The organism is Actinopolymorpha singaporensis (genome assembly GCF_900104745.1).
Lineage (GTDB): Bacteria > Actinomycetota > Actinomycetes > Propionibacteriales > Actinopolymorphaceae > Actinopolymorpha > Actinopolymorpha singaporensis.
On sequence record NZ_LT629732.1, the window covers coordinates 2,761,207 to 2,780,009 of the forward strand.

15 protein-coding genes and 1 pseudogene are annotated in these 18,803 nt (G+C 68.4%); 10 read left to right on the forward strand and 6 right to left on the reverse strand.

What is annotated here, in order from left to right; genetic code table 11:
* Positions 1–7: 7 nt before the first annotated feature.
* The 5 genes from BLU27_RS12550 to BLU27_RS12570 all read left to right on the forward strand — a co-directional run bounded on the left by BLU27_RS12550 (position 8) and on the right by BLU27_RS12570 (position 7,529).
* Entirely contained in the window at positions 8–883 is an 876-nt protein-coding gene (locus BLU27_RS12550; RefSeq protein ID WP_092653495.1) for a hypothetical protein, read from the forward strand.
* Positions 884–1,071: 188 nt separating this feature from the next.
* Positions 1,072–2,586: an ABC transporter substrate-binding protein gene (locus tag BLU27_RS12555; protein WP_092653497.1), complete on the forward strand. Its 1,515-nt coding sequence runs from the start codon at positions 1,072–1,074 to the stop codon at positions 2,584–2,586.
* Positions 2,574–3,560, forward strand: coding sequence for a carbohydrate ABC transporter permease (locus tag BLU27_RS12560; protein ID WP_241827934.1), 987 nt, complete (start codon positions 2,574–2,576; stop codon positions 3,558–3,560). Before BLU27_RS12555 ends, BLU27_RS12560 begins: the two co-directional genes overlap by 13 nt.
* Positions 3,544–4,392 (forward strand): carbohydrate ABC transporter permease, encoded by an 849-nt coding sequence (locus BLU27_RS12565; RefSeq protein WP_092653499.1) that lies wholly within the window; start codon positions 3,544–3,546, stop codon positions 4,390–4,392. Before BLU27_RS12560 ends, BLU27_RS12565 begins: the two co-directional genes overlap by 17 nt.
* Before the next feature lie 71 nt (positions 4,393–4,463).
* Positions 4,464–7,529, forward strand: a complete 3,066-nt coding sequence (locus BLU27_RS12570) for a DUF5722 domain-containing protein (RefSeq protein WP_157728499.1) — start codon at positions 4,464–4,466, stop codon at positions 7,527–7,529.
* A 15-nt stretch (positions 7,530–7,544) separates the two neighbouring features.
* Here BLU27_RS12570 and BLU27_RS12575 read toward each other — a convergent pair whose 3' ends face one another.
* From BLU27_RS12575 to BLU27_RS12595, 4 genes and pseudogenes are all read right to left on the reverse strand, one after another.
* Positions 7,545–8,603, reverse strand: a complete 1,059-nt coding sequence (locus BLU27_RS12575) for a DUF2891 domain-containing protein (protein ID WP_197681814.1) — start codon at positions 8,601–8,603, stop codon at positions 7,545–7,547.
* 55 nt (positions 8,604–8,658) lie between these two features.
* Positions 8,659–9,408 (reverse strand): annotated as a pseudogene (locus BLU27_RS12585) (phytanoyl-CoA dioxygenase family protein).
* A 24-nt stretch (positions 9,409–9,432) separates the two neighbouring features.
* Positions 9,433–10,806 carry a Gfo/Idh/MocA family protein gene (locus BLU27_RS12590; RefSeq protein ID WP_092653507.1) on the reverse strand — a complete coding sequence of 458 codons (1,374 nt, stop codon included), beginning with the start codon at positions 10,804–10,806 and terminating at the stop codon, positions 9,433–9,435.
* Positions 10,803–11,876, reverse strand: a complete 1,074-nt coding sequence (locus BLU27_RS12595) for an alpha/beta hydrolase family protein (protein WP_092653509.1) — start codon at positions 11,874–11,876, stop codon at positions 10,803–10,805. Before BLU27_RS12595 ends, BLU27_RS12590 begins: the two co-directional genes overlap by 4 nt.
* A 378-nt stretch (positions 11,877–12,254) precedes the next feature.
* Here BLU27_RS12595 and BLU27_RS12600 point away from each other — a divergent pair, with 378 nt between their 5' ends.
* From BLU27_RS12600 to BLU27_RS12615, 4 genes are all read left to right on the forward strand, one after another.
* Positions 12,255–13,568: an ABC transporter substrate-binding protein gene (locus BLU27_RS12600; RefSeq protein WP_197681815.1), complete on the forward strand. Its 1,314-nt coding sequence runs from the start codon at positions 12,255–12,257 to the stop codon at positions 13,566–13,568.
* A 25-nt stretch (positions 13,569–13,593) separates the two neighbouring features.
* On the forward strand, positions 13,594–14,532 hold the full coding sequence (locus BLU27_RS12605) for a carbohydrate ABC transporter permease (protein WP_092653511.1): 939 nt from the start codon (positions 13,594–13,596) through the stop codon (positions 14,530–14,532).
* Between the two features lie 10 nt (positions 14,533–14,542).
* A complete protein-coding gene (locus BLU27_RS12610) occupies positions 14,543–15,430 on the forward strand; it encodes a carbohydrate ABC transporter permease (RefSeq protein ID WP_197681816.1) in 888 nt (295 codons plus the stop codon).
* A 116-nt stretch (positions 15,431–15,546) separates the two neighbouring features.
* A complete protein-coding gene (locus BLU27_RS12615; RefSeq protein ID WP_092653513.1) occupies positions 15,547–16,509 on the forward strand; it encodes an alpha/beta hydrolase in 963 nt (320 codons plus the stop codon).
* Positions 16,510–16,517: 8 nt separating this feature from the next.
* Here BLU27_RS12615 and BLU27_RS12620 read toward each other — a convergent pair whose 3' ends face one another.
* Together BLU27_RS12620 and BLU27_RS12625 are read right to left on the reverse strand one after the other, a co-directional pair.
* Complete coding sequence (locus BLU27_RS12620) at positions 16,518–17,318, reverse strand: SDR family NAD(P)-dependent oxidoreductase (protein ID WP_092653515.1); 801 nt, start codon at positions 17,316–17,318, stop codon at positions 16,518–16,520.
* 101 nt (positions 17,319–17,419) lie between these two features.
* Positions 17,420–18,049 (reverse strand): alpha-ketoglutarate-dependent dioxygenase AlkB, encoded by a 630-nt coding sequence (locus BLU27_RS12625; RefSeq protein WP_092657616.1) that lies wholly within the window; start codon positions 18,047–18,049, stop codon positions 17,420–17,422.
* Between the two features lie 227 nt (positions 18,050–18,276).
* Here BLU27_RS12625 and BLU27_RS12630 point away from each other — a divergent pair, with 227 nt between their 5' ends.
* Positions 18,277–18,777, forward strand: coding sequence for a hypothetical protein (locus BLU27_RS12630; RefSeq protein ID WP_092653517.1), 501 nt, complete (start codon positions 18,277–18,279; stop codon positions 18,775–18,777).
* Positions 18,778–18,803: the final 26 nt, after the last annotated feature.

Sequence of the window (18,803 nt, forward strand, 5' to 3'; positions counted from 1 at the left end):
TCGACCCATGACGACAGATCAGCTCACCAACACCGCTCCTCCCAGGCGCCGGGACCGTCCACTGTGGATCGCCGTGCGGCACTACCTCGAGATGGTAGTGGCCATGGTCGCCGGCATGGTGCTGCTCGGCCCGGTCTGGACGACGGCAACAGCAGTCTTCGGCGGCCGGGAGATCCTCGACCGTTCCGACGTCGGCGCCCTGGTGATGGCCACGAACATGGCCGTCGGGATGGCGATCTGGATGCGGCACCGGCGGCACGGCTGGACCCCGATCGCGCAGATGAGTGCGGCGATGTACGTGCCGTTCGGGTTGTTTCTCGTCCCGTACTGGCTCGGTGCCGTCTCCGGCGACGTGATGCTCGTCGGTGGTCACCTGCTGATGCTGCCGGCGATGGCGGTGGCGATGCTCCTACGGCCGGGGGAGTACGCACACCATAACCACCATCGGGTTCCGGCCCCCGGGCCGAGCAGAGCCCGTCGCGTCGGGGCCGCCGTCGCCCGCCGCTGGCCGAGCCTGCTCGCCCTGGTGGTGACGGTGAGCGCGTGGGTGAACGACCCGCTCCCGGTGGAGCCGTGGCTGTTGCTGGTCCTGTCCGGCGGCTACCTCGTGTTCGGGCTGTGGCGCCGGGAGTTCGGCAACCGCCGGGTGCTCGCGATCCAGCTGGCCGGGCTGGCGGCGTACGTGCTGCTCGCTCTGGCCGCGGCCGGCGCCGACGAGAGGCTCGCCGCGGTGCTGGTCGCCGCCGGCTGGCTGGCTCACGCCGGCTGGGACCTCGCCCACCACCGCGCCCGGGCGGTGGTGCCGCGGGCGTACGCCGAAGGGTGCATGGTCTTCGATGTCGTCGTCGGCGTCACCATCCTGCTCGCGCTGTGGCCTCGATGAGAAGGCCGCCGCCATGCCGGCAGTGCTGAAGCCCCTGCCGGCAGTACTGGACGGTGCCGGACCGGCTGCGGACAGTGATCTGGACACCGGCCGCACCGACCGCAGAGGATGCGTGGAACCGCTCCCGGGTTTCGTTCTCCTGCTCCGCTCCCAGGTTCCGCTCAATCTCTGTGCCGGAAGGGACCAGCATGGCCGCGCCCCACCACGCTCCGGCGGTTCTGCGCACGAATCGGCCGCGCCGCCTGCGTTCGGCGTTCTTTGTCGTGGTGGCACTGCTGCTGGCGTTGTCCGGAGCGGCCTGCGCGGGTGACTCCGCGGACTCGACCGGCGGTGACGGGAAGCTCACCATCACCGTGGAGGGCCCGAACCAGTGGAACGACAGTGGTTCGTCGTTCGGCAAGCCCTGGGAGGATCTGGTCGCGGCCTTCGAGAAGGCCGAGCCCGGCATCAGGGTGAAGACCGTCGTCCTTCCCCTGAACAGTTTCAGCCAGACGATCTCCACCCACCTGGCCGCCGGGACCGCGCCGGAGCTTGTCTTCAACCAGGCGCCGCACCAGCCCTACATGGTGACCGCGCTGGACGGCTACCTGAAGAAGCCGAACCCCTACATCAAGAAGGGCCCCGGTAGTCGACGGTGGCTGGACGTGTTTCGCAAGCGCTACTACGGAATCGGCAACCCTTCCAGTCGCAATGCCGAAGGACATGTGGAGTTCGTACCGTTCAACCTGGTCGGCACCGGGATCTTCTACAACCGCGACGCTTTCGACAAGGCCGGGCTCAAGGCGCCCGTCGCGACCTTCGAGGATCTGATCGACGCGTGCGGACGGCTGAAGGCGGCGGGCTACACCCCGCTGGCGATGGACCGCTCCGACCTCGGCCCGGGCTGGACCATGACGACGATCAGCGGGATGCTCCTCGACAGTTGGGTCGACAAGCTCAACGTCTACACCGTGGACGGCAAGCCTGGTAAGGCATTCTCGTCCACCGGTGCGCCGGTGGTCGCCGGGAAGTCGATGGCCAAGGCGGTGCTGACCGGTGAGCTCACCACGAGGACGCCCGAGGTGGTGGAGTCCCACAAGCTCATCAAACGGATGTGGGACGCCTGTGTGGACAAGGACTGGTCCGGCAACACCGAAGGGCTCAACGGCGCGGTCGTCGGCCTGCGCGACTTCGCGTCCGGCAAGGCCGGGATGGCGTGGGGTGTCAACTTCGGCGTGAGCGCGCTGAAGGACGTGAAGTTCTCCTTCGCCAGCATGCCCTTCCCGCAGGTCACCAAGGAGTCGACGCGGCTGGCCACAGGTGCGCCGGCGCGCTTCGGAGCCGGGGTCGGCGGCACGAGTTACATGGTTCCGTCGACCATCAAGGGCGACAGGCTGGCCGCTGCGGTCAAGTTCCTGCAGTTCGTGAGCACGCCTGCGAACATCCAGCCCTGGCTGTCCCGAACCGGCGGCATCTCCGCGGTCGAGGGAGCCAGCGGTGCGACTGCAACGAAGGCGTTCGCCGACGGTGACTGGGGTGACTCGATCCCGCTGGCCGTACCGGGAGGTCCGCCGGGCGTGACCACGCTCAGCCTGTACGAGGGTTGGCTACTCGGTACGAAGTCCCTGCCCCAGCAGGAGTCCTACCTGCAGGACATGTGGACCAAGGGCCAGCGACAGGCCGTCAAGGACAACAAGTGGGACAAGGAGCCGTGGGCGAAGTAGTGACCGCAGCGGTCGAGCACCGGGGCGGCTCACAAGGTCGTGGTGGCCAGCCGAGTCCGGAAGGGCGGACCGGTAGGCGCCGACGGCGCACCCGCTTCCCGTGGTACGCCTATCTCGCGCTCGCCCCGCTCTTCGTGACCCTCGGGGTGTTCGCGTACTACCCGGCCGCCAGTGGAATCTGGCACTCGTTCTACGAGTGGCGGCCGGGGTTCGACTCGCCCTTCGTCGGGCTGGGCAACTACGCCACGATGATGGCCGACGACCTGTGGTGGAAGTCGTTCCGCAACCTTGGTTTCATCTTCGTGTTCGGTGTCACCATCGCGTGGGCGCTGCCGCTGCTGGCGGCCGAACTGATCATCAGCCTGGACAGCAAGCGGGCGCAGTTCACCTTCCGCACCCTGCTGATCGCGCCGATGGCGTTCCCGGGAGTGGTCACGGTCTTGTTGTGGGCGGCGATGTACGAGCCCGGCAACGGCGTGATCAACCGCGTGCTACGCGGCGTCGGCCTGGTCTTCCTCGCGCAGAACTGGGTCGGTGACCCGAAGTACGCGCTGATGTCCCTGCTGTTCATCGGGTTCCCGTTCGTGGCCGGCCTGCCGTTCCTGGTGTTCCTCACCACCTTGCAGAACGTCTCGGCGGAGATCTTCGAGGCGGCCGAACTCGACGGGTGCGGCCGGTTGCGCCGGTTGGTCGCGATCGACCTGCCGTTGATGGCCGGCCAGCTGAAGCTGCTGGTGTTCCTGGCCACGATCGGAGTTCTGCAGTATGGCTTCGCGGCCTACCTGCTCACCGGTGGCGGGCCCGACAACGCCACCCAGGTGCCCGTCCTGCGCATGCTGGGCGTGGCGTTCCAGGGCAGTCAGTGGGGTTACGCCGCGGCCTTGTCGACCACCTTGTTCGCGATGACCATCGCGCTGAGTGTCGTGATCGTGTTCGTACGCAGGAAGGGCGACGCCGATGTCCGCCCGCTCTAGTCGCCGTCGCCGTCGCCAGCAGGCCGTGATCAAGGCCGTGCTCGGCCTGATCGTGTTCGTGGGGCTGTTCCCGTTCCTGTTCATGCTGGTCACCTCCTTCAAGACCAACCAGCAGTACTACGAGTCCTGGTGGCTGCCCACCTTGCCGCTGCACCTGGAGAACTACACCCGCGCCTGGATCCAGATCCGCCCGTACTTCGTCACGTCGGTCGTCGTGGCGGCAGCGGCCATCGCCGGGGCGCTCGTCCTGTGCACGGTCGCGGCGTTCGTCTTCGCCCGCTACCGGTTCTTCGGTCGCAGCGTGTTGTTCGGGCTGGTCGCCGCCCTGCTCATGGTGCCTGGCATCGCGAGCCTGATCCCGATGTTCGTGCTGATGCGTGACCTCGGCCTGCTGAACACGCGCGTCGTTCTGGTGATCCCACATCTGGTCGGCGGGGCGGTCCTCGGGACGCTGCTGATGAAGACGTTCGTCGAGCAGTTGCCACAGGAGTTGTTCGACGCTGCCCGGGTCGACGGTGCCGGCGGGCTCCGGCTGTTCGCGTCGATCATGCTGCCGCTGTCGTTGCCGGTGGTCGGGACGATCGCGCTGGTCACGGTGATCGGCGTCTGGAACGACTTCTTCTGGCCGCTGCTCACGGTCACCGAGAACGAGCTGCGCACGGTGTCGGCCGGACTGCAGTTCTTCCAGACCCAGAACGCCACGGAGTACGGGCCGCTGTTCGCGGGCTACGCGATCGCCAGCGTCCCGCTGCTCGTGTTGTTCGTCTTCTTGTCGAAGTACTTCCTTGCCGGTCTGCAGGGCGGAGTGCCCGGGATGGGCGGCAACAAGTGAGGACGACCGAACCGGTGACGCCAGGTGCGCCGCCGAGGACAACCCAGTGGAGGTCCGTCATGCTCGGGCGGTTGCGTCACCGAAGCCTGCTCACGCTCGCGTCCGTGCTCGCCGGACTCCTCGCGGTCACCACGGGTATGTCGACGGCTGCGGTCGCATCGCCCGCTGTCACCGTGCCGGGGAACGCGTCCGCGAGTGCCGACGCGAACGCGGACGGCATCGCGGCGGTGTCGGCGCAGGAGACGACGGTGGAGGTCAGCGGAAGGGCGACCGAGGCGGGCGACCAGGTGTCGATCTACGCCCTCGGCGCCGAGGCGGACGCGGCCGACTACACCGGCGGTGAGTTGGTGGCGCGGACGTCCGCGGGAGCCGGTGGTGCGTTCGACGCATCGTTCCCCCGAACCGACCAGGCGGGGCACGACCGGCTGTACGACCAGTACGTCGCGGTGGTCGGTTCTGGCGCGGAGGCGAAAGTCGTGGGCGGCCCGAGGTACGTCGACCGGCTCGACTTCGCTCCCGCACGTGACTTCGACTATCCGAAGGCGGCCAGCAAGAAGGGCCTGCAGGTGGAGATGACCGACGACGCGGAGGAGCTCGGCGTCCAGCACGCCGGGATCAACGTGGCGTTCAACGAACTGATGCGCAACGGGCCGGGCGACGACCCCTCGAAGGTGGTGTCGTTCGAGTCCGGCGGCCGGACCTTCTACTTCGACGCGGACGCGGTCGCCCGCCTCGACGGGCAGATCAAACCGCTGTCGGACAACGGCATCCTCGTCAACCTCATCCTGATCCTCTACCGGAGCGGCGACCCGAACTCCGCCTGGCCGGTTCTGCACGACCCGGACGCGACGGTGGGCTCCGGCACGGTCTACGCATTCAACACCCGGACGGCGGAGGGGGTGGCGTACTTCACCGCGGCCATGGAGTTCCTCGCCGACCGTTACACCCGCGCGGACCAGGCGCACGGACGAGCCGTCGGCTACATCGTCGGGAACGAGGTCGACGCGCAGTGGGTGTGGGCGAACTCCGGTGACAAGCCGTTGGGCGAGTTCCTCACCACCTACGCCCGGGCGGTGCGAATCGCCTGGCAGGCGACGCAGAAGTTCTGGGCCGGCGCCCGCACCTACATCTCGCTCACCCACTGCTGGACCACTGTGTGCGGGGACAATCCCGACCCTGCCAACCCGACGAGGTTCTACGCGGGCAAGGACGTGATCGACCAGTTGAACGCGCTCACCAAGCGCACCGGTGACGTCGGCTGGAACGTGGCCTACCACCCGTATCCGCAGGACCTGTTCGACCCGGCGTTCTGGAACGACCAGGCGGCGACGCCCGGCTTCGACACGCAGCAGATCACGTTCAAGAACATCGAGGTGCTGCCGGACTACCTCGCCCAGGACGACCTGACCTATGCGGGTTCGAAGCGGCGGATCATCCTGTCCGAGCAGGGCTGCAACACCCCCGGCGACACAGCAGACGCCGAACGCCTGCAGGCCGCCTGTTATGCGTACGCCTACTACAAGATCCGCTTCCTGGACGGCATCGACGCGTTCATACTCCACCGGCATGTCGACCACCAGCAGGAGGGCGGGCTTCGGCTGGGCCTGTGGACCTGGGACGACCAGCGGTCCGAAGCGGCGATGCCGGGTCGGCACAAGCTCAGCTACGACGTGTTCACCGGCATCGACACCGCGCGGTCACTGGAGGTCACCGACTTCGCGAAGGCCGTGATCGGAATTCGCGACTGGGCAGACGTCATCCCCGGCTTCGATCCGGGCAAGCTCGCCGAGCGAACACCGCCCACCCAGGTCGGTACCAGGAACGGAGCAAGGCCGGTACGGCCAGACGTCCTCGCCGACTTCGAGACGGGTCTCGACGGCTGGCGGGTCTCCGACAACGCGGCAACTGTACAGACGGTGGCCGGCGGCTACCACGGCCGGCGGGCGCTGCGGGTGCGGTTCGACGCCGCAGCCCTGCCGGCCTGGTCTCGCGATGCCAAGACGTGGAAGGGCGCGGACGTGGTACTCCCCAAGCCGGTGAACGCGGACGCGACGCCGCGGCTGAGTCTCGCCGTGCGGGTGCCGAAGCCGGCGGCGGGGGAGTTCAAGCCCGGCAACGCCTTCTACGCCAAGGTTCGTGCGTACGCGGGCGACGGGCAGGTGGCGTACGGGCTGGCCAGGCTGGATCCCGATCGGGGCTGGAACGTTCTGTCCCTGGACCTGTCCGGTTGGCAGCCGAGATCCCAGCTCGCCCGGGTGAAGGTCTGGGTACGCGGATCCACCGACGACGACTGGCGCGGCAGCTTCGACCTGGACTACGTCGCGTTGTCCGGCGAGGTCGCGCCGGCAGGGGCGGTCCCGAACATCGACGTCTCGGCGACGCTCGCCGAGCACCACCCTGTCGGGTCGAAGCTGTCGGTGACGGTGACCAACAACGATGTACGGCCGCTGGCAGGCAAGCTGGCCTTGCAGCCCTGTGGCGGTGTGTCGGTCACGCCGGAAACGCTGGACGTCGGCGGCATCGGGACCGGCGCAGGCGAGACGTTCGACACCACCGTGACGGCTTTCGACCCGGCCGACCCCGACCACCCGGTGATCTGCGCGGCGTACGAGGGACTGGTGCTTCCGGTGGAGTTCACGGTGCCACCTGCCACGCCCACGTCGCTGTTCACCTTCGACGACGGTGTTCAAGGCTGGGTCGCGGGGGAGAACGTCACGTCGGTGGCTCGCGTGGGCAGCTTCGCCAACGGGCCCGGGTCTCCACACGGTGGATCCGGTGCGCTGGAAGCAACCGGAGCTGCGGCGCCGGCCTCGGCACGCAGAACCGTCGCCGTCGACCTGACCTCCCCGCTGGACCTGTCCGGCGCGAAGAGCGTCGTCGCCTGGGTGGACTCCTACGGGGGTGCGCCCGGAGCGACCGGCTACGAGGCGACGCTGACTGTGGTCAGCGGGTCCGAACGCCGGTCGACGACAGTGAGCACCTTCACACCGGACAGGTGGAACGAACTTCGGGTCGACGTCGGCGACTGGGCCCAGCGCAACAAGGTGACCAGGCTCGAGGTCGGCTTCCGGGCGATCGGGTCGGACACGCCCTGGAGCGCGAGGTTCCAGGTCGACGACGTCGCCTACCTCGACTGACGAGTGTGGGGGCGTTCAGGTGAGCAGGAGGACGGCATAGGCCGCGAGCCAGTGCTCGACCATGTAGTCGCTCCCCGCGACATGCGGCAACGCGACGTCGGCATGACGCCGCATCGCCGTGAGAGCGGCGTCCACCCGAGGGTCGTCCCCGGGAAGGGACTCGGCGATCCGGCGCCAGCACCACGCGCGGCTCGCGTTCAGGCCGTGCAGGTGCGCGATCTGGCCGTCGCTGTCGTCCGACACGACCGCAGGGGTGAACAGGGCCGCCGGGCTTGCGTCGGCGAGTCCGGGCAGGAACCGTTCGAGCCAGTTCGGAAACTCCTCCGCCGGCATCAGCTGGGCCATGAGTTCGGCCTCGGTCAGCGCCGGTGACAGGAAGTCGCTGCCGGATGGCTCCCACGCGCCGGGGTAGTCGCGGTCGTCGCCGAACCACCGGTGCGTGGCCGTTACGAGTGCGTCCAGCAGGTCAGGGGCGCCGTCAACGGCACGCATCCGGGCGTACGGAAGTGACAGGGACACGGCGAAGGCGCTGTTCGAGTGGATGCCGTACCGCACCGGATAGGTCGCGTTGGGTAGCCACCGGAGGAAGTTCCCGGTCAGGGTTTCGGCCAACGGTGTGAACCGTTGTGACCACCGCCGGGCGTCCGGGTCGTCCCAGCTCGCGAGCTCGTGAGCAAGGCGGAGTGCCCACCCCCACCCGTAGGGGCGCTCGCGGCGACCTCCGACCCGGTCGACCATGAACGCGGCCTCGGCGGCCAGGCCGTCGGCGCTGAGGTGGCTGTCGAGGAGGGACCGGATCTCCGCCTCCGGTAGCGCGCCGACGGGGACGCCGCGGCCGGCCGTTGCGAGCAGGCGCACCAGCAGCCAGTACATCTCCACGCACGAGTGCCAGTCGTAGCTGCCGTAGAAGACCGGGTGCTGTGCTCGCGGCCGGTGGGGGAAGTCACCCGGCTCCTGCATCGTGTGCGGGACGGCGTACGGGAACTCGCGGTCGATGTTGTCCATCGCCACCCGTGCGTAGCCGGCGGCGTCCGCCTCCAGCAGTTCCCGCCACTCCTGCCGCTCCTCGATCACCGGGCATCGCTCCTCGCCTCGCCGCCGCCCGACTCTACCGAGTGGCGGTGGGGCGTCAGGCGTCGACGACGGGGTACTCCGGCGCCGGCGGCATGCCGGTGTAGCGGTGACCCGGCCCCAGATAGCTCATGGTCACCGCGCGGCGCGGATTCCCTGACGTGTTCGCCGCGCTCCCGTGCAGCAACAGGCTGTGGAAGAACAACGCCGAACCGCGTCTCATCGGTACCGGCACCAGCGCGGACGGGTCGTAGTGCTCGGCCGGTACGACGAAGTCGTCTCACGTCTGCACGTGCGGCAACGCGCCGTGCCGGTGACTGCCGGGGATGACCGTCAGGCAGCCGTTGTCCATGGTGGCGTCGTCGAACGGGATCCAGCACGACCACAGCGACATCGGCTCGATCGGCCAGTACGGCGAGTCCTGGTGCTGACCCTTCTCCGAGCCGACCGCCGCCGGTTTCATCAGCGCGGTGGCGCGGAACAGCCGCGGCGGTTCACCGACGAGCGACCGGACGAACCGCAGCACCTTCTCGCTGGTGATCAGCCCGTGCAGCAGCTCGTCGTGGAACAGCCCGTCCACCTTGCGGATGTCCCCGCCGTCGGGGCGTACTTCGCCGGACCGGTCGAGCGCGGGCTCCCGCTGCAGTCGGATGCCGTCCGGAGCCGCCAGTCGGCCGCCGGCGTACTCGCTGAGGCGAGCGGCGTAACGCGCACAGTCGTCGGCGCCGACCAGACCCTCCACCAGGAAGAACCCGTCGCGCCCGGCCTGCTCGCTCACCTGTCGCCCCGCCGCCACGTCGCTCACCATCGCCGTACCTCCCCGTCCTCTCGCCTACGTCGGTGCGCTGTGGTCCAGTAGCTCGTCGATGGAGTACGGACGGTTGTCGGCCACCGAACGCCAGACCGCCTCGCCCATCGCCACCGCCAGCGCACCCTCGCGGCTGTCGGCCGGTATGCGCAGGTCCAGCGACTCCTGCGACGGGCCGAGCAGCAGGTCCCGCCGGATCAGCGGGTCCGCCCCGCCGTGCCCACCCTCGCCACCGGCGATGTCGTGACGCCGCGCCTGCCCGAACATCGGGTGGTGCACGATCTGCCCGGACTCCGGCGTTTCGCCCTTCCCGTCACGGAAGTCCACGCTGCACGCCTCCAGCCGCCCGTGCGTGCCGTTGATCGCCAGCCGGTAACCCTCCCAGGCGCCGGAGAACAGCACCGAGTAGCTCAGGCTCGCACCCGAGCGGTAGCGAACGACCGCGGAATAGGTGTCCTCGATGTCGATGGCCTCGTCGTAGATCCAGTTCCGCGTGCCGGGTGGGTACTGCACGGTGTACGGAAGGCCGCCCAGGCCGGTGCGCGGCTTCAGGTGGTCGTCCTCGGGCACGTCGCCGTCTGCCAGCCAGCGTTGGTGGTACGGACAGTCCCGGCGCGGGTCGTCGCCCTCGCCCGTCTCCGGACGGTGCGGGCTGCCGGGCCCGTAGTAGTTGAGCGCGCCGTAGGCGAACACCTGCTCCGGCACGTCGCCGACCAGCCAGTTGACCATGTCGAAGTGGTGGCAGGCCTTGTGGATCGACAGCCCACCAGAGATCCGGCGTTCGCGGTTCCACCGGTGGAAGTAGCTCGAACCGTGGTAGGTGTCCACGCTCCAGGTCAGCTCGACGCTGGTCACCCTGCCCACGGCACCGTCGAGCAGCATCCGCTTCAGCTGACGGTTGCGTTCGGTGTAACGCAGGTTGTGCGCCACCCTGATCGATCCGCGGCTGGCGCGTTCGGCGGCGAGCATCTCGCGAACCTGCGCACAGGTGGCCGCCATCGGCTTCTCGGTGATGACGTCGCGGTCGCGGCGCAGCGCGGCGATCGCGTAGACGGCGTGGGTGGCGTCGGGGGAGGTGACGAGCACGACGTCCGGGCCCACCTCGTCCACCATCCGGTCGAACTCGGCCGGAGCGTAGAACGGGACGTCGGTGGAGGTCAGGTCGCCGAACGCGCGTACGCGGTCGGCGTCCACGTCGAGGATCGCCACCAGCTCGCCGTGTTCGGGCAGTTCCGACAGCTCGGACGGCCCAGCCGGCTCGGCCGGGTCGGCGTGCTCGGCGGGCCGCGTACCCGTGGCGTCCAGACCGAGCAGGGGTAGCGCGAACAGCGACAGTCCGCGGTTGGACAGTCCGCAGAGCGCATATCGGGTACGCCGTCCCGCCGGTGTGCGGCTCATCGGCCGAGCCCGAGGTGCCGGGAGAAGAACGCCACGGACCGGTTGCCGCCCCAGCCGTGCCCGCCGGGGAACAGGTCGAGCTCGAGGTGGTCGCCTGCGTCCGCCGCGCGGTAGATCTCGCGAACCCGCTCGTGACAGGCCATCGCCGACTCCAGCCGGAAACACTCGTCGTAGGCTCCGACGTCGACCAGCAGTGGACGCGGCGCAAGCAGCCCTTGCAGGTCCGGCAGGTCGACCAGGGTGAACAGGCCGGGGGTGATCTGGGAGCCGCAGTAGTTGAGGTCGCGGAACCCGAAGACGGCGAACAGGTCGCTGTAGCAGATGATCTCGGCCGCGCGCAGCCGCTCGTCGGTGAGCGCGCTCCACAACGTCATCGTGCCGCCGCCGGACAGGCCCATCACGCCCAGCCGGTCGGCATCCACGAACGGCAGGGTGACCGCGTGGTCGACCAGGCTCCGCCCGTGGGCGAGGTTGATGCCGAGCGGAGTCATGCCGAGCATCGTCGCCTGCAGGTAGTAGAGGTTGCACCAGTCCCGGTTGCCGGCCACGTCGTGGTGGTGCGGTTTGCGGCGGTCGTCCTGGTCGCCGTACCCCATCCAGTCGATTCCGAAGGTGACGAACCCGTCCTCGGCCATCCGGCGGCCGTAGGAGGTGTGGGTGTCCAGGTCGGCGTCGCGGTACTCGGGGGAGGAGGCGTTTCCCATGATGACCTCCTTGCCACCCGCGGAGTGGCCGTGCCAGCACAGCAGCGCCGGACGTCGTTCACCCGGCGCCAGGTCGGCCGGCCGGTTGACGTAGGCGTAGGCGTCGAGGTCCTCGCTCACCGACAGCAGCCAGCGCTGGGTGAGCACCGTGCCGTCCTGCCACTCCGCCACCAGGTCCGCACGCCGCTCGGACGGCGCGGCGGGCGGGAGGCCGAGCGTGGCCAGCACGTCCGGCAGGGCGCGTGCCCGCCAGGCGGCGACGTCCTCTCCCGGCCGGTAGCCGTGTTTCGGGTGGTTGTGGTCGGCGAGGGTGCGGAACATCTCGTACGGGCTGGTGTTGCCTGGCTTGCCTGATCCGTGTGGCATGACCTTGGACGCTAGTGCAGGCGCCCGCGACCCGTCCACGGCCCGTGCGCCGCGTGCCCGGGGTCGGCCGTGTCCTTCGCACCCGGGAAGGGCGGTGCACTCCTACTCGAAATAACGCGAAATGGGCCAGCTTTTTGTTGAGCGCTCAGCACTTGAAAATTCAGTCCCTAATTCCGCCTCATAATTTGAAGCCAATGCTGTCCGAAGCTGGCCACCCCGCTTCCCCGTGTATTGACTCCCGTCGTACGCTCAACGCCTCCGGCGGGGGAATCGTGTGTGTCGCGCCAACCGAATTGTCGTCAGTAGGAAAACGAACTGCCCTATAAACGTGTTTGTCGGCGGTTCGATGCTTTCGAAGGGCTGGTGAAGATGGCGTCTGTGACCAGAAGGTCGCTGCTCAAGGGGGCCTTGGCGGCGGGAGCTGCGGTCGCCGGCGGGTCGGTTCTGGGTAGCTGTGGCCAGGCGCCGAACTTCAATCGCGGGGTGAAGAAGACCCTTAATTTCTGGGCATTTACCGACTCGCGGATCGCCTGGCAGAAGAAAGCGTTCGAGCTGTACAAGAAAGAGAAGAATCCGGACTTCGAGATCAACTGGCTCATCCTGCCGTTCACGCAGATGCACGACCAGTTGCTCATTACCGCCCAGGCCGGATCCGGCGGCCCGGACATGGCCGACGTCGAAATCAGTCAGTTCCCCCGTTACATCAAGGGGGACGTTCTTTTTGTCGATCTGGCGGCAAAGCTCAAGCAGATGGGTGAATGGGACAACCTCTACCATCCGTCCGCGACCGACCCCTGGACCTGGCGCGGCCGTACGTACGGCATCGGCAACGAACTGAACGCCTGCCTGCTCAGCTACCGCTGGGACGTGTGGAAGAAGGCGAAGGTCGACACCAACATCTCCACCTGGGAGCACTTCGCCGAGGAGGCGAAGCGCTTCCACCGTGACACCGGCAGCTACCTGATCGACCAGGCCTACCTCGACTGGAGCCAGTGGTGGATGCAGACGCTGCAGCAACGCGGTGGCTTCTTCCACCCGAACGGCCATCCGGCCTTGGACACCCCCGAGGGCGTCCGCACGCTGACGTGGATGCAGAACGCGATGAAGGCCGGGTGGTCGACCCTCCGACCGACGGGTCAGTCCTACAACGTCGCGCTGTCGCAGGGCAAGATCGCCTCGCTGATCGGCCCGTCCTGGCAGTTCAGCGGGTACGTCCAGCAGAACATCCCGGAGACCAAGGGCAAGTGGCACCTGATGCCGTTCCCGCGGTGGGAGGCGGACAGCGGCGCGCGCACCGCGACCTGGGGCGGCACCGGCGTGACGGTGCTCAAGACCGGCAAGTACGCCGAAGAGGCCCGCGACTTCGTGTTGTTCGCGCACACGTCGGCGCGGGCGCTGCTGGACGACTTCGAGATCCGGCAGGTGTGGCCGACCTACAAGCCCGCGTTCGCCGACAAGCGGCTGTCCCAGCCGCTGCCGTTCTTCGACAACCAGCGGGTGGGCGCCTTGATCCACCAGGTCTCACCGGAGATTCCCACCGCGTACATGTCGCCGTACTGGCCGGAGACCACCAGCACCTTCGTGCGGGTGGGCCTCACCCCGCCGATGCAGAACCTGCGCATGTCGCCGCGGTCGGCGCTGACCGCGGCGCAACGGGAGTCGGCGGACACCATCAGCTTCGTGACGGCGTAGGGCCGAGGGAAGGAGAGGTTGCCTGATGGCGACGTCGACATTGAGTGCGCGCGTGTCCCGACCGCTGGCCCCGGCGCGGACGTGGTGGTGGCGACGACAGAGGAAGGTGGCGCCCTATCTGTTCATCGCGCCGTTCTTTCTGCTGTTCCTGGTGTTCGGCCTGTATCCGATCGTCTACTCGTTCATCCTGAGCTTCACCAAGGGCTTCGGGTTCGAGCACCGGACGTTCGTGGGACTGGGCAACTACATCCACTTGATGTCCGACCCGCGGTTCCTGATGGCGCTGCGCAACACCACCATCTACGCGCTCGGCAGCGTGGTCCTGATCGGCGGCCTGTCCCTGCTGATCGCACTGGCCATCAACTCCCGGTCGGTGCGCTGGAAGACGTTCTACCGGACCGCGTTCTTCTTCCCGGTGCTGACCTCGGAGGTGGTCATCACCGTGATCGCCGCCCGGATCCTGGACGATCAGTTCGGTCTGCTCAACACTGCGCTCGGATGGTTCGGCGTCGGGCCGTTCGCCTGGCTGACCGACCCGAAGCTGGTGATGCTCGCCATCGTGCTGATCGGTGTGTGGACCTGGACCGGCATCAACGCGTTGTACTGGATGGCCGGCCTCAACGGCATCGACGACGACCTCTACGAGGCGGCCTCGATCGACGGGGCCAGCAGTTGGCAGGCGTTCCGTCACATCACCCTGCCGCTGCTGAAGCCGATCGCGTTGTTCGTGGTCCTGCAGGCGATCATCGGCTCGTACAACCTGTTCGCCCTGCCGTTCCTGCTGACCAACGGTGGGCCGTCGGACGCGTCGCTCACGGTGACGCTCTACATCTACAACCAGGGCTTCCAGTTCTTCAACGTCGGCTACGCGAGTGCGATCGCCTACGTGATGACGTTCTTCCTGCTGATCGTGTCGTTGGTCAACATCAAGGTCTTCCGCGGCAGGTCCGCGCCCGGCGAGTGAGGTGGAGTAAGTGGCAGTCATTCACAAGGTGTCCGCGCGGACTTACGTCGAGACCGCCCCGGCGGTGGGGACGAGGCGACGCTGGCCGGCCATCTCGTTCGTCGTCGTCAACGTCCTGCTGCTGGTCGGCGTCCTGGTCGAGGTGTTGCCCTACCTCTACATGGCGTTCAGCGCGTTCAAGAACAACGCGGAGATCTTCGGCGTCCCGCTCACTCTGTGGCCGCGGACCTGGACGTTCACCAACATGACGCAGCTGTTCCAGGGCTTCCCGGTCGCCCGGTGGATGCTCAACACCGCGATCGTCGCGGTGGTGGGCACGTTCCTCGCGGTGATGCTCGCGTCGCTTGCGGGCTACGCGTTCGCCAAGCACGACTTCAGGTTCAAGAACCCCCTGCTGTTCATGATGCTGGCCACCATCCTGCTGCCCAGCCAGGTGCTGCTGGTGCCGCAGTTCCAGATCATGCGAACGCTGGACTGGTTCAACACCTACGAGGGCCTGATCATCCCGCGTGCGGTCACGGCGTTCGGCATCATCCTGATGCGGCAGTACACCCTGTCGATCCCGAACGAGCTGCTCGACGCCGCCCGGGTGGACGGCGCGAGCGAGTTCGGCATCTGGTGGCGGATCGTCGTACCGCTGGTCCGTCCCGGCCTGGCCGTGCTCGGCATCCTGACGTTCCTCGGCCTGTGGAACGACTACTTCTGGCCGCTCATCATCACCACCGACCCGAAGATGTTCGTCATGAACCTCGGGATCTCCTCGTTGATCGGACCGTACGACTTCCGCTACGGAATGTTGCTGTCCGGTGCGCTTCTTGCGTCGCTGCCGGTGATCCTGGTGTTCATCTTCTTCCAGAAGCAGTTCGTGGCCGGGCTGACGAGGGGTGCCCTCAAGTAGCTCACCGGGCAGGAAAGTCTTGCTGGAGTTCCGGTTGGCGTTCGAATCGGTGCGTTCTCGTCGTACGTTGTGAGTCGTACGTTCCGAGTCGTCGGTTTCGGTCTCAGGAGCAGCCCATGACGGCGAACCCGCGAGGTATCGCACTCAACCCGGCCGCGCAGGCGTTCGCCGAGGCGACCGACGCACCGCCCTATCTCCACGATCTGCCGCCTGAGGAGGGGCGGGCCGTGGTGGACGACGTCCAGTCCGGGGACGTCGACAAGCCCGAGGTGTTCGACCAGTGGGTGACCGTGCCGGGCGGGCCCACCGGGTCGGTTCGGGTGCGGATCGTCCGTCCGCCGAGGGCGCGGGGCCTGCTGCCGGTCATCGTCTACGTGCACGGTTCCGGCTGGGTGTTCGGCAACGCCCACACGCACGACCGGCTGGTCCGCGAACTCGCCACGCAGGCGAACGCCGCGGTGGTGTTTCCGGAGTACGACAGAGCACCCGAGGCGCGTTACCCGGTCGCGCTGGAGCAGTGCTACGCGGCGGCGCAGTGGGTGTGCGCGCAGGGGGCGCTCCAGGGGCTGGACTCCTCCCACATCGCGGTGGCCGGTGACTCCGTGGGCGGAAACCTGGCGATCGCCCTTACCCTGTTGGCGAAACAGCGCGGTGACGTGCGCTTCGTCGCGCAGGTCGAGTTCTACCCCGTGACCGACGCGGCGTGCGACAGCGCCTCCTACCAGGAGTTCGCCGAGGGATACTTCCTGCGCAGGGACGCGATGCGGTGGGCCTGGGACCAGTACACCACCGACGAGGAGGAACGCTCGCTGATCACGGTGTCCCCGCTGCGTGCCCGCCTGGACGATCTTCGTGACCTGCCGCCCGCGCTGGTGATCACCGCGGAGGCGGACGTGCTCCGCGACGAGGGCGAGGCGTTCGCCGTCAAGTTGCGGAGGGCCGGCGTGCCCACGACAGCCGCACGCTACGCCGGGACGATCCACGACTTCGTGCTGCTGGACGCGCTCCGCGAGACCGGCGCGGCCCGGGCCGCGGTCGCCCAGGCGGCGACGATGCTCCGCGAGCACCTGAAGGCCTGAGTGGCCGCTCAGGTCGCGTGGGCCGCCCGGTCGTAGGCGGCGCGGGGCATCTGGGTGGCGAGCTTGCCGCCGCTGACGTCGATCAGGGTTCCGGTCACGTAGCCGGCCTGGTCGGAGGCGAGGAAGCAGACCAGGTTGGCGATGTCGTCCGGCGTACCCCACCGGCGGATCGTGAGCAGGTCCAACAGCCTGTCCTGTTCCTCCGGTGAGCGTTCGGCGAAGTGGTTCATCTGCGTGGGCACCATGCCCGGGGCGTAGGCGTTCGCGGTGATGTTCCACGGGCCCAGCTCGCCGGCGAGCGCCCGGGTGAAGTGCGCGACCGCCGCCTTCGCCGAGGCGTACGCCGAGCCGCCCGCGGTGGGGACGATCGCGGCGAACGACGAGACGTTGATGATGCGGCCGGAACGCTGCTCCTTCATCACCGGGACGACGGCCTTGCACATCAGGAACGTTCCGGTGAGGTTGACGTCCTGGCAGCGGCGCCAGCTCTCCTCCGACAGCACGTCGACGGGCCCGCCCGCGACGATGCCGGCGTTGTTGACCAGGATGTCGATGCGGCCGTGCCGGCGTACGGTCTCCTCGACGACCTCCTGGATGCGGGCGAGGTCGGTGACGTCGCAGACGAACTGACTCGCGGGTACGCCGCTCTCGGAGCCGAGCTCGGCGCCCAAGGCGTCCAGCTCGTCGGGGTGGACGTCCAGCGCCACGGTGGTGACCCCTTCGGCGGCCAGCCGGCGCACCAGCGCGCGGCCGATCCCGCGCCCGGCGCCGGTCACCACGGCGACACGTCCACTCAGATCGATGTGCATGCCCGTCAGCCAACCACGAAGGCGGGCGGGCGGTGGCCGAGCTGTCCGGGCATGGTCTGCCCTGTCTCGCTCCTCGGGCCGGGTGTGAGGCGGGCCAGGGCTCAGCGCACCCCGTGCGGACGGAACTGGATGCTGATCCGCGGCCCGACCACTCCCTTGGTCTTGGGCACGCAGTGCTCCCAGGTGCGCTGGCAGGAGCCACCCATCACGATCAGGTCGCCGTGGCCGAGCGGATGACGGATCGTCTCTCCGCCGCCGCGCGGTCGCAGCAGCAGGGAACGCGGGGCGCCGAGAGAGATGATCGCGACCATGGTGTCGTCGGTGCGGCCGCGACCGATCCGGTCACCGTGCCAGGCCACGCTGTCGCTGCCGTCGCGGTAAAGGCACAGTCCGGCGGTACGGAAGGGCTCGCCCAGCTCCTCGGCGTAGTGGGCGTCCAGGGCGGCCTTCGCCTCGTCGAGCAGTGGGTGGGGAAGGGGCGCGTCCTCGTCGTAGAAGCACAGCAGCCGCGGGACGTCGACCACCCGGTCGTACATCTGCCGCTTCTCGGCGTACCACGGGACCGTCTCACACAGCCGCTCGAACAGCTGGTCGGAGCCGCGCACCCACCCGGGCCGAAGGTCGATCCATGCTCCATAGCTGAGCGGCACCCGGCGGACGGCGCCGGCGAGCTCGGCCAGGCCCGGCTCGTCGGCGTAGTCCAGCAGGGAGCCCTGGAACGCCGCGGTCACGTCTCCGACCCTACCCGATGCTTCGAACAGACGTTCGCCGGAGGCGGTGCCCGGAGTGTCAACCGGACGTTTCGGACCGCCCCGCCGCATGGAACCTGATCCGGTGGAGCGGTTCAATAGCGATCACCTGACAGCCCTGACAGCGAGTTCACGGGAAGGATGCCGATGACGCCTGCCACCGCCGACCCGCGGACCGCTCCGGCGCCGCCGCGGCGCAGGAGGGAGCCGTGAGCCGGCATCGTTTCCACGGCGACCCGGCCCGCTTCGAGGTGGTCGCGGCGTACGTCGGTGAGCGGTTCCCGACGGCGAAGTACGTCGCGGACGTGGCCGGTGGCCAGGGCATGCTGGCGCGGCTGCTGCGCAAGCGGTACGGCATGGAGTGCGAGGTGGTGGACCCGCGCGGCTGGACGCTGAAGGGTGTGCCCGGCCGGGCGGAGGAGTACTCCGCGGCGATGGCCGACTTCTACGACGTCGTGGTCGGCCTGCATCCGGACGAGGCGCTGCGGGAGGTTGTCGACTCAGCCGTCACCCGTCCGGTCCTGGTGGTGCCCTGCTGCAACTTCTGGGATCGCTCCCACCGGCTGGGCCAGGCCGAGCTCCTCGCCGCGGTCGCCGCGCACCACCGCGGCCTCGGTGGCCGCTGCGAGACCGTACGACTGGACTTCCGAGGGCCGAAGAACCTCGGCCTCGTCCTCGAACCCCCCGCTGCGCCTGGCCGCGACGCCTGATTCGTTCCCGGGGAGCCGCGGCGACC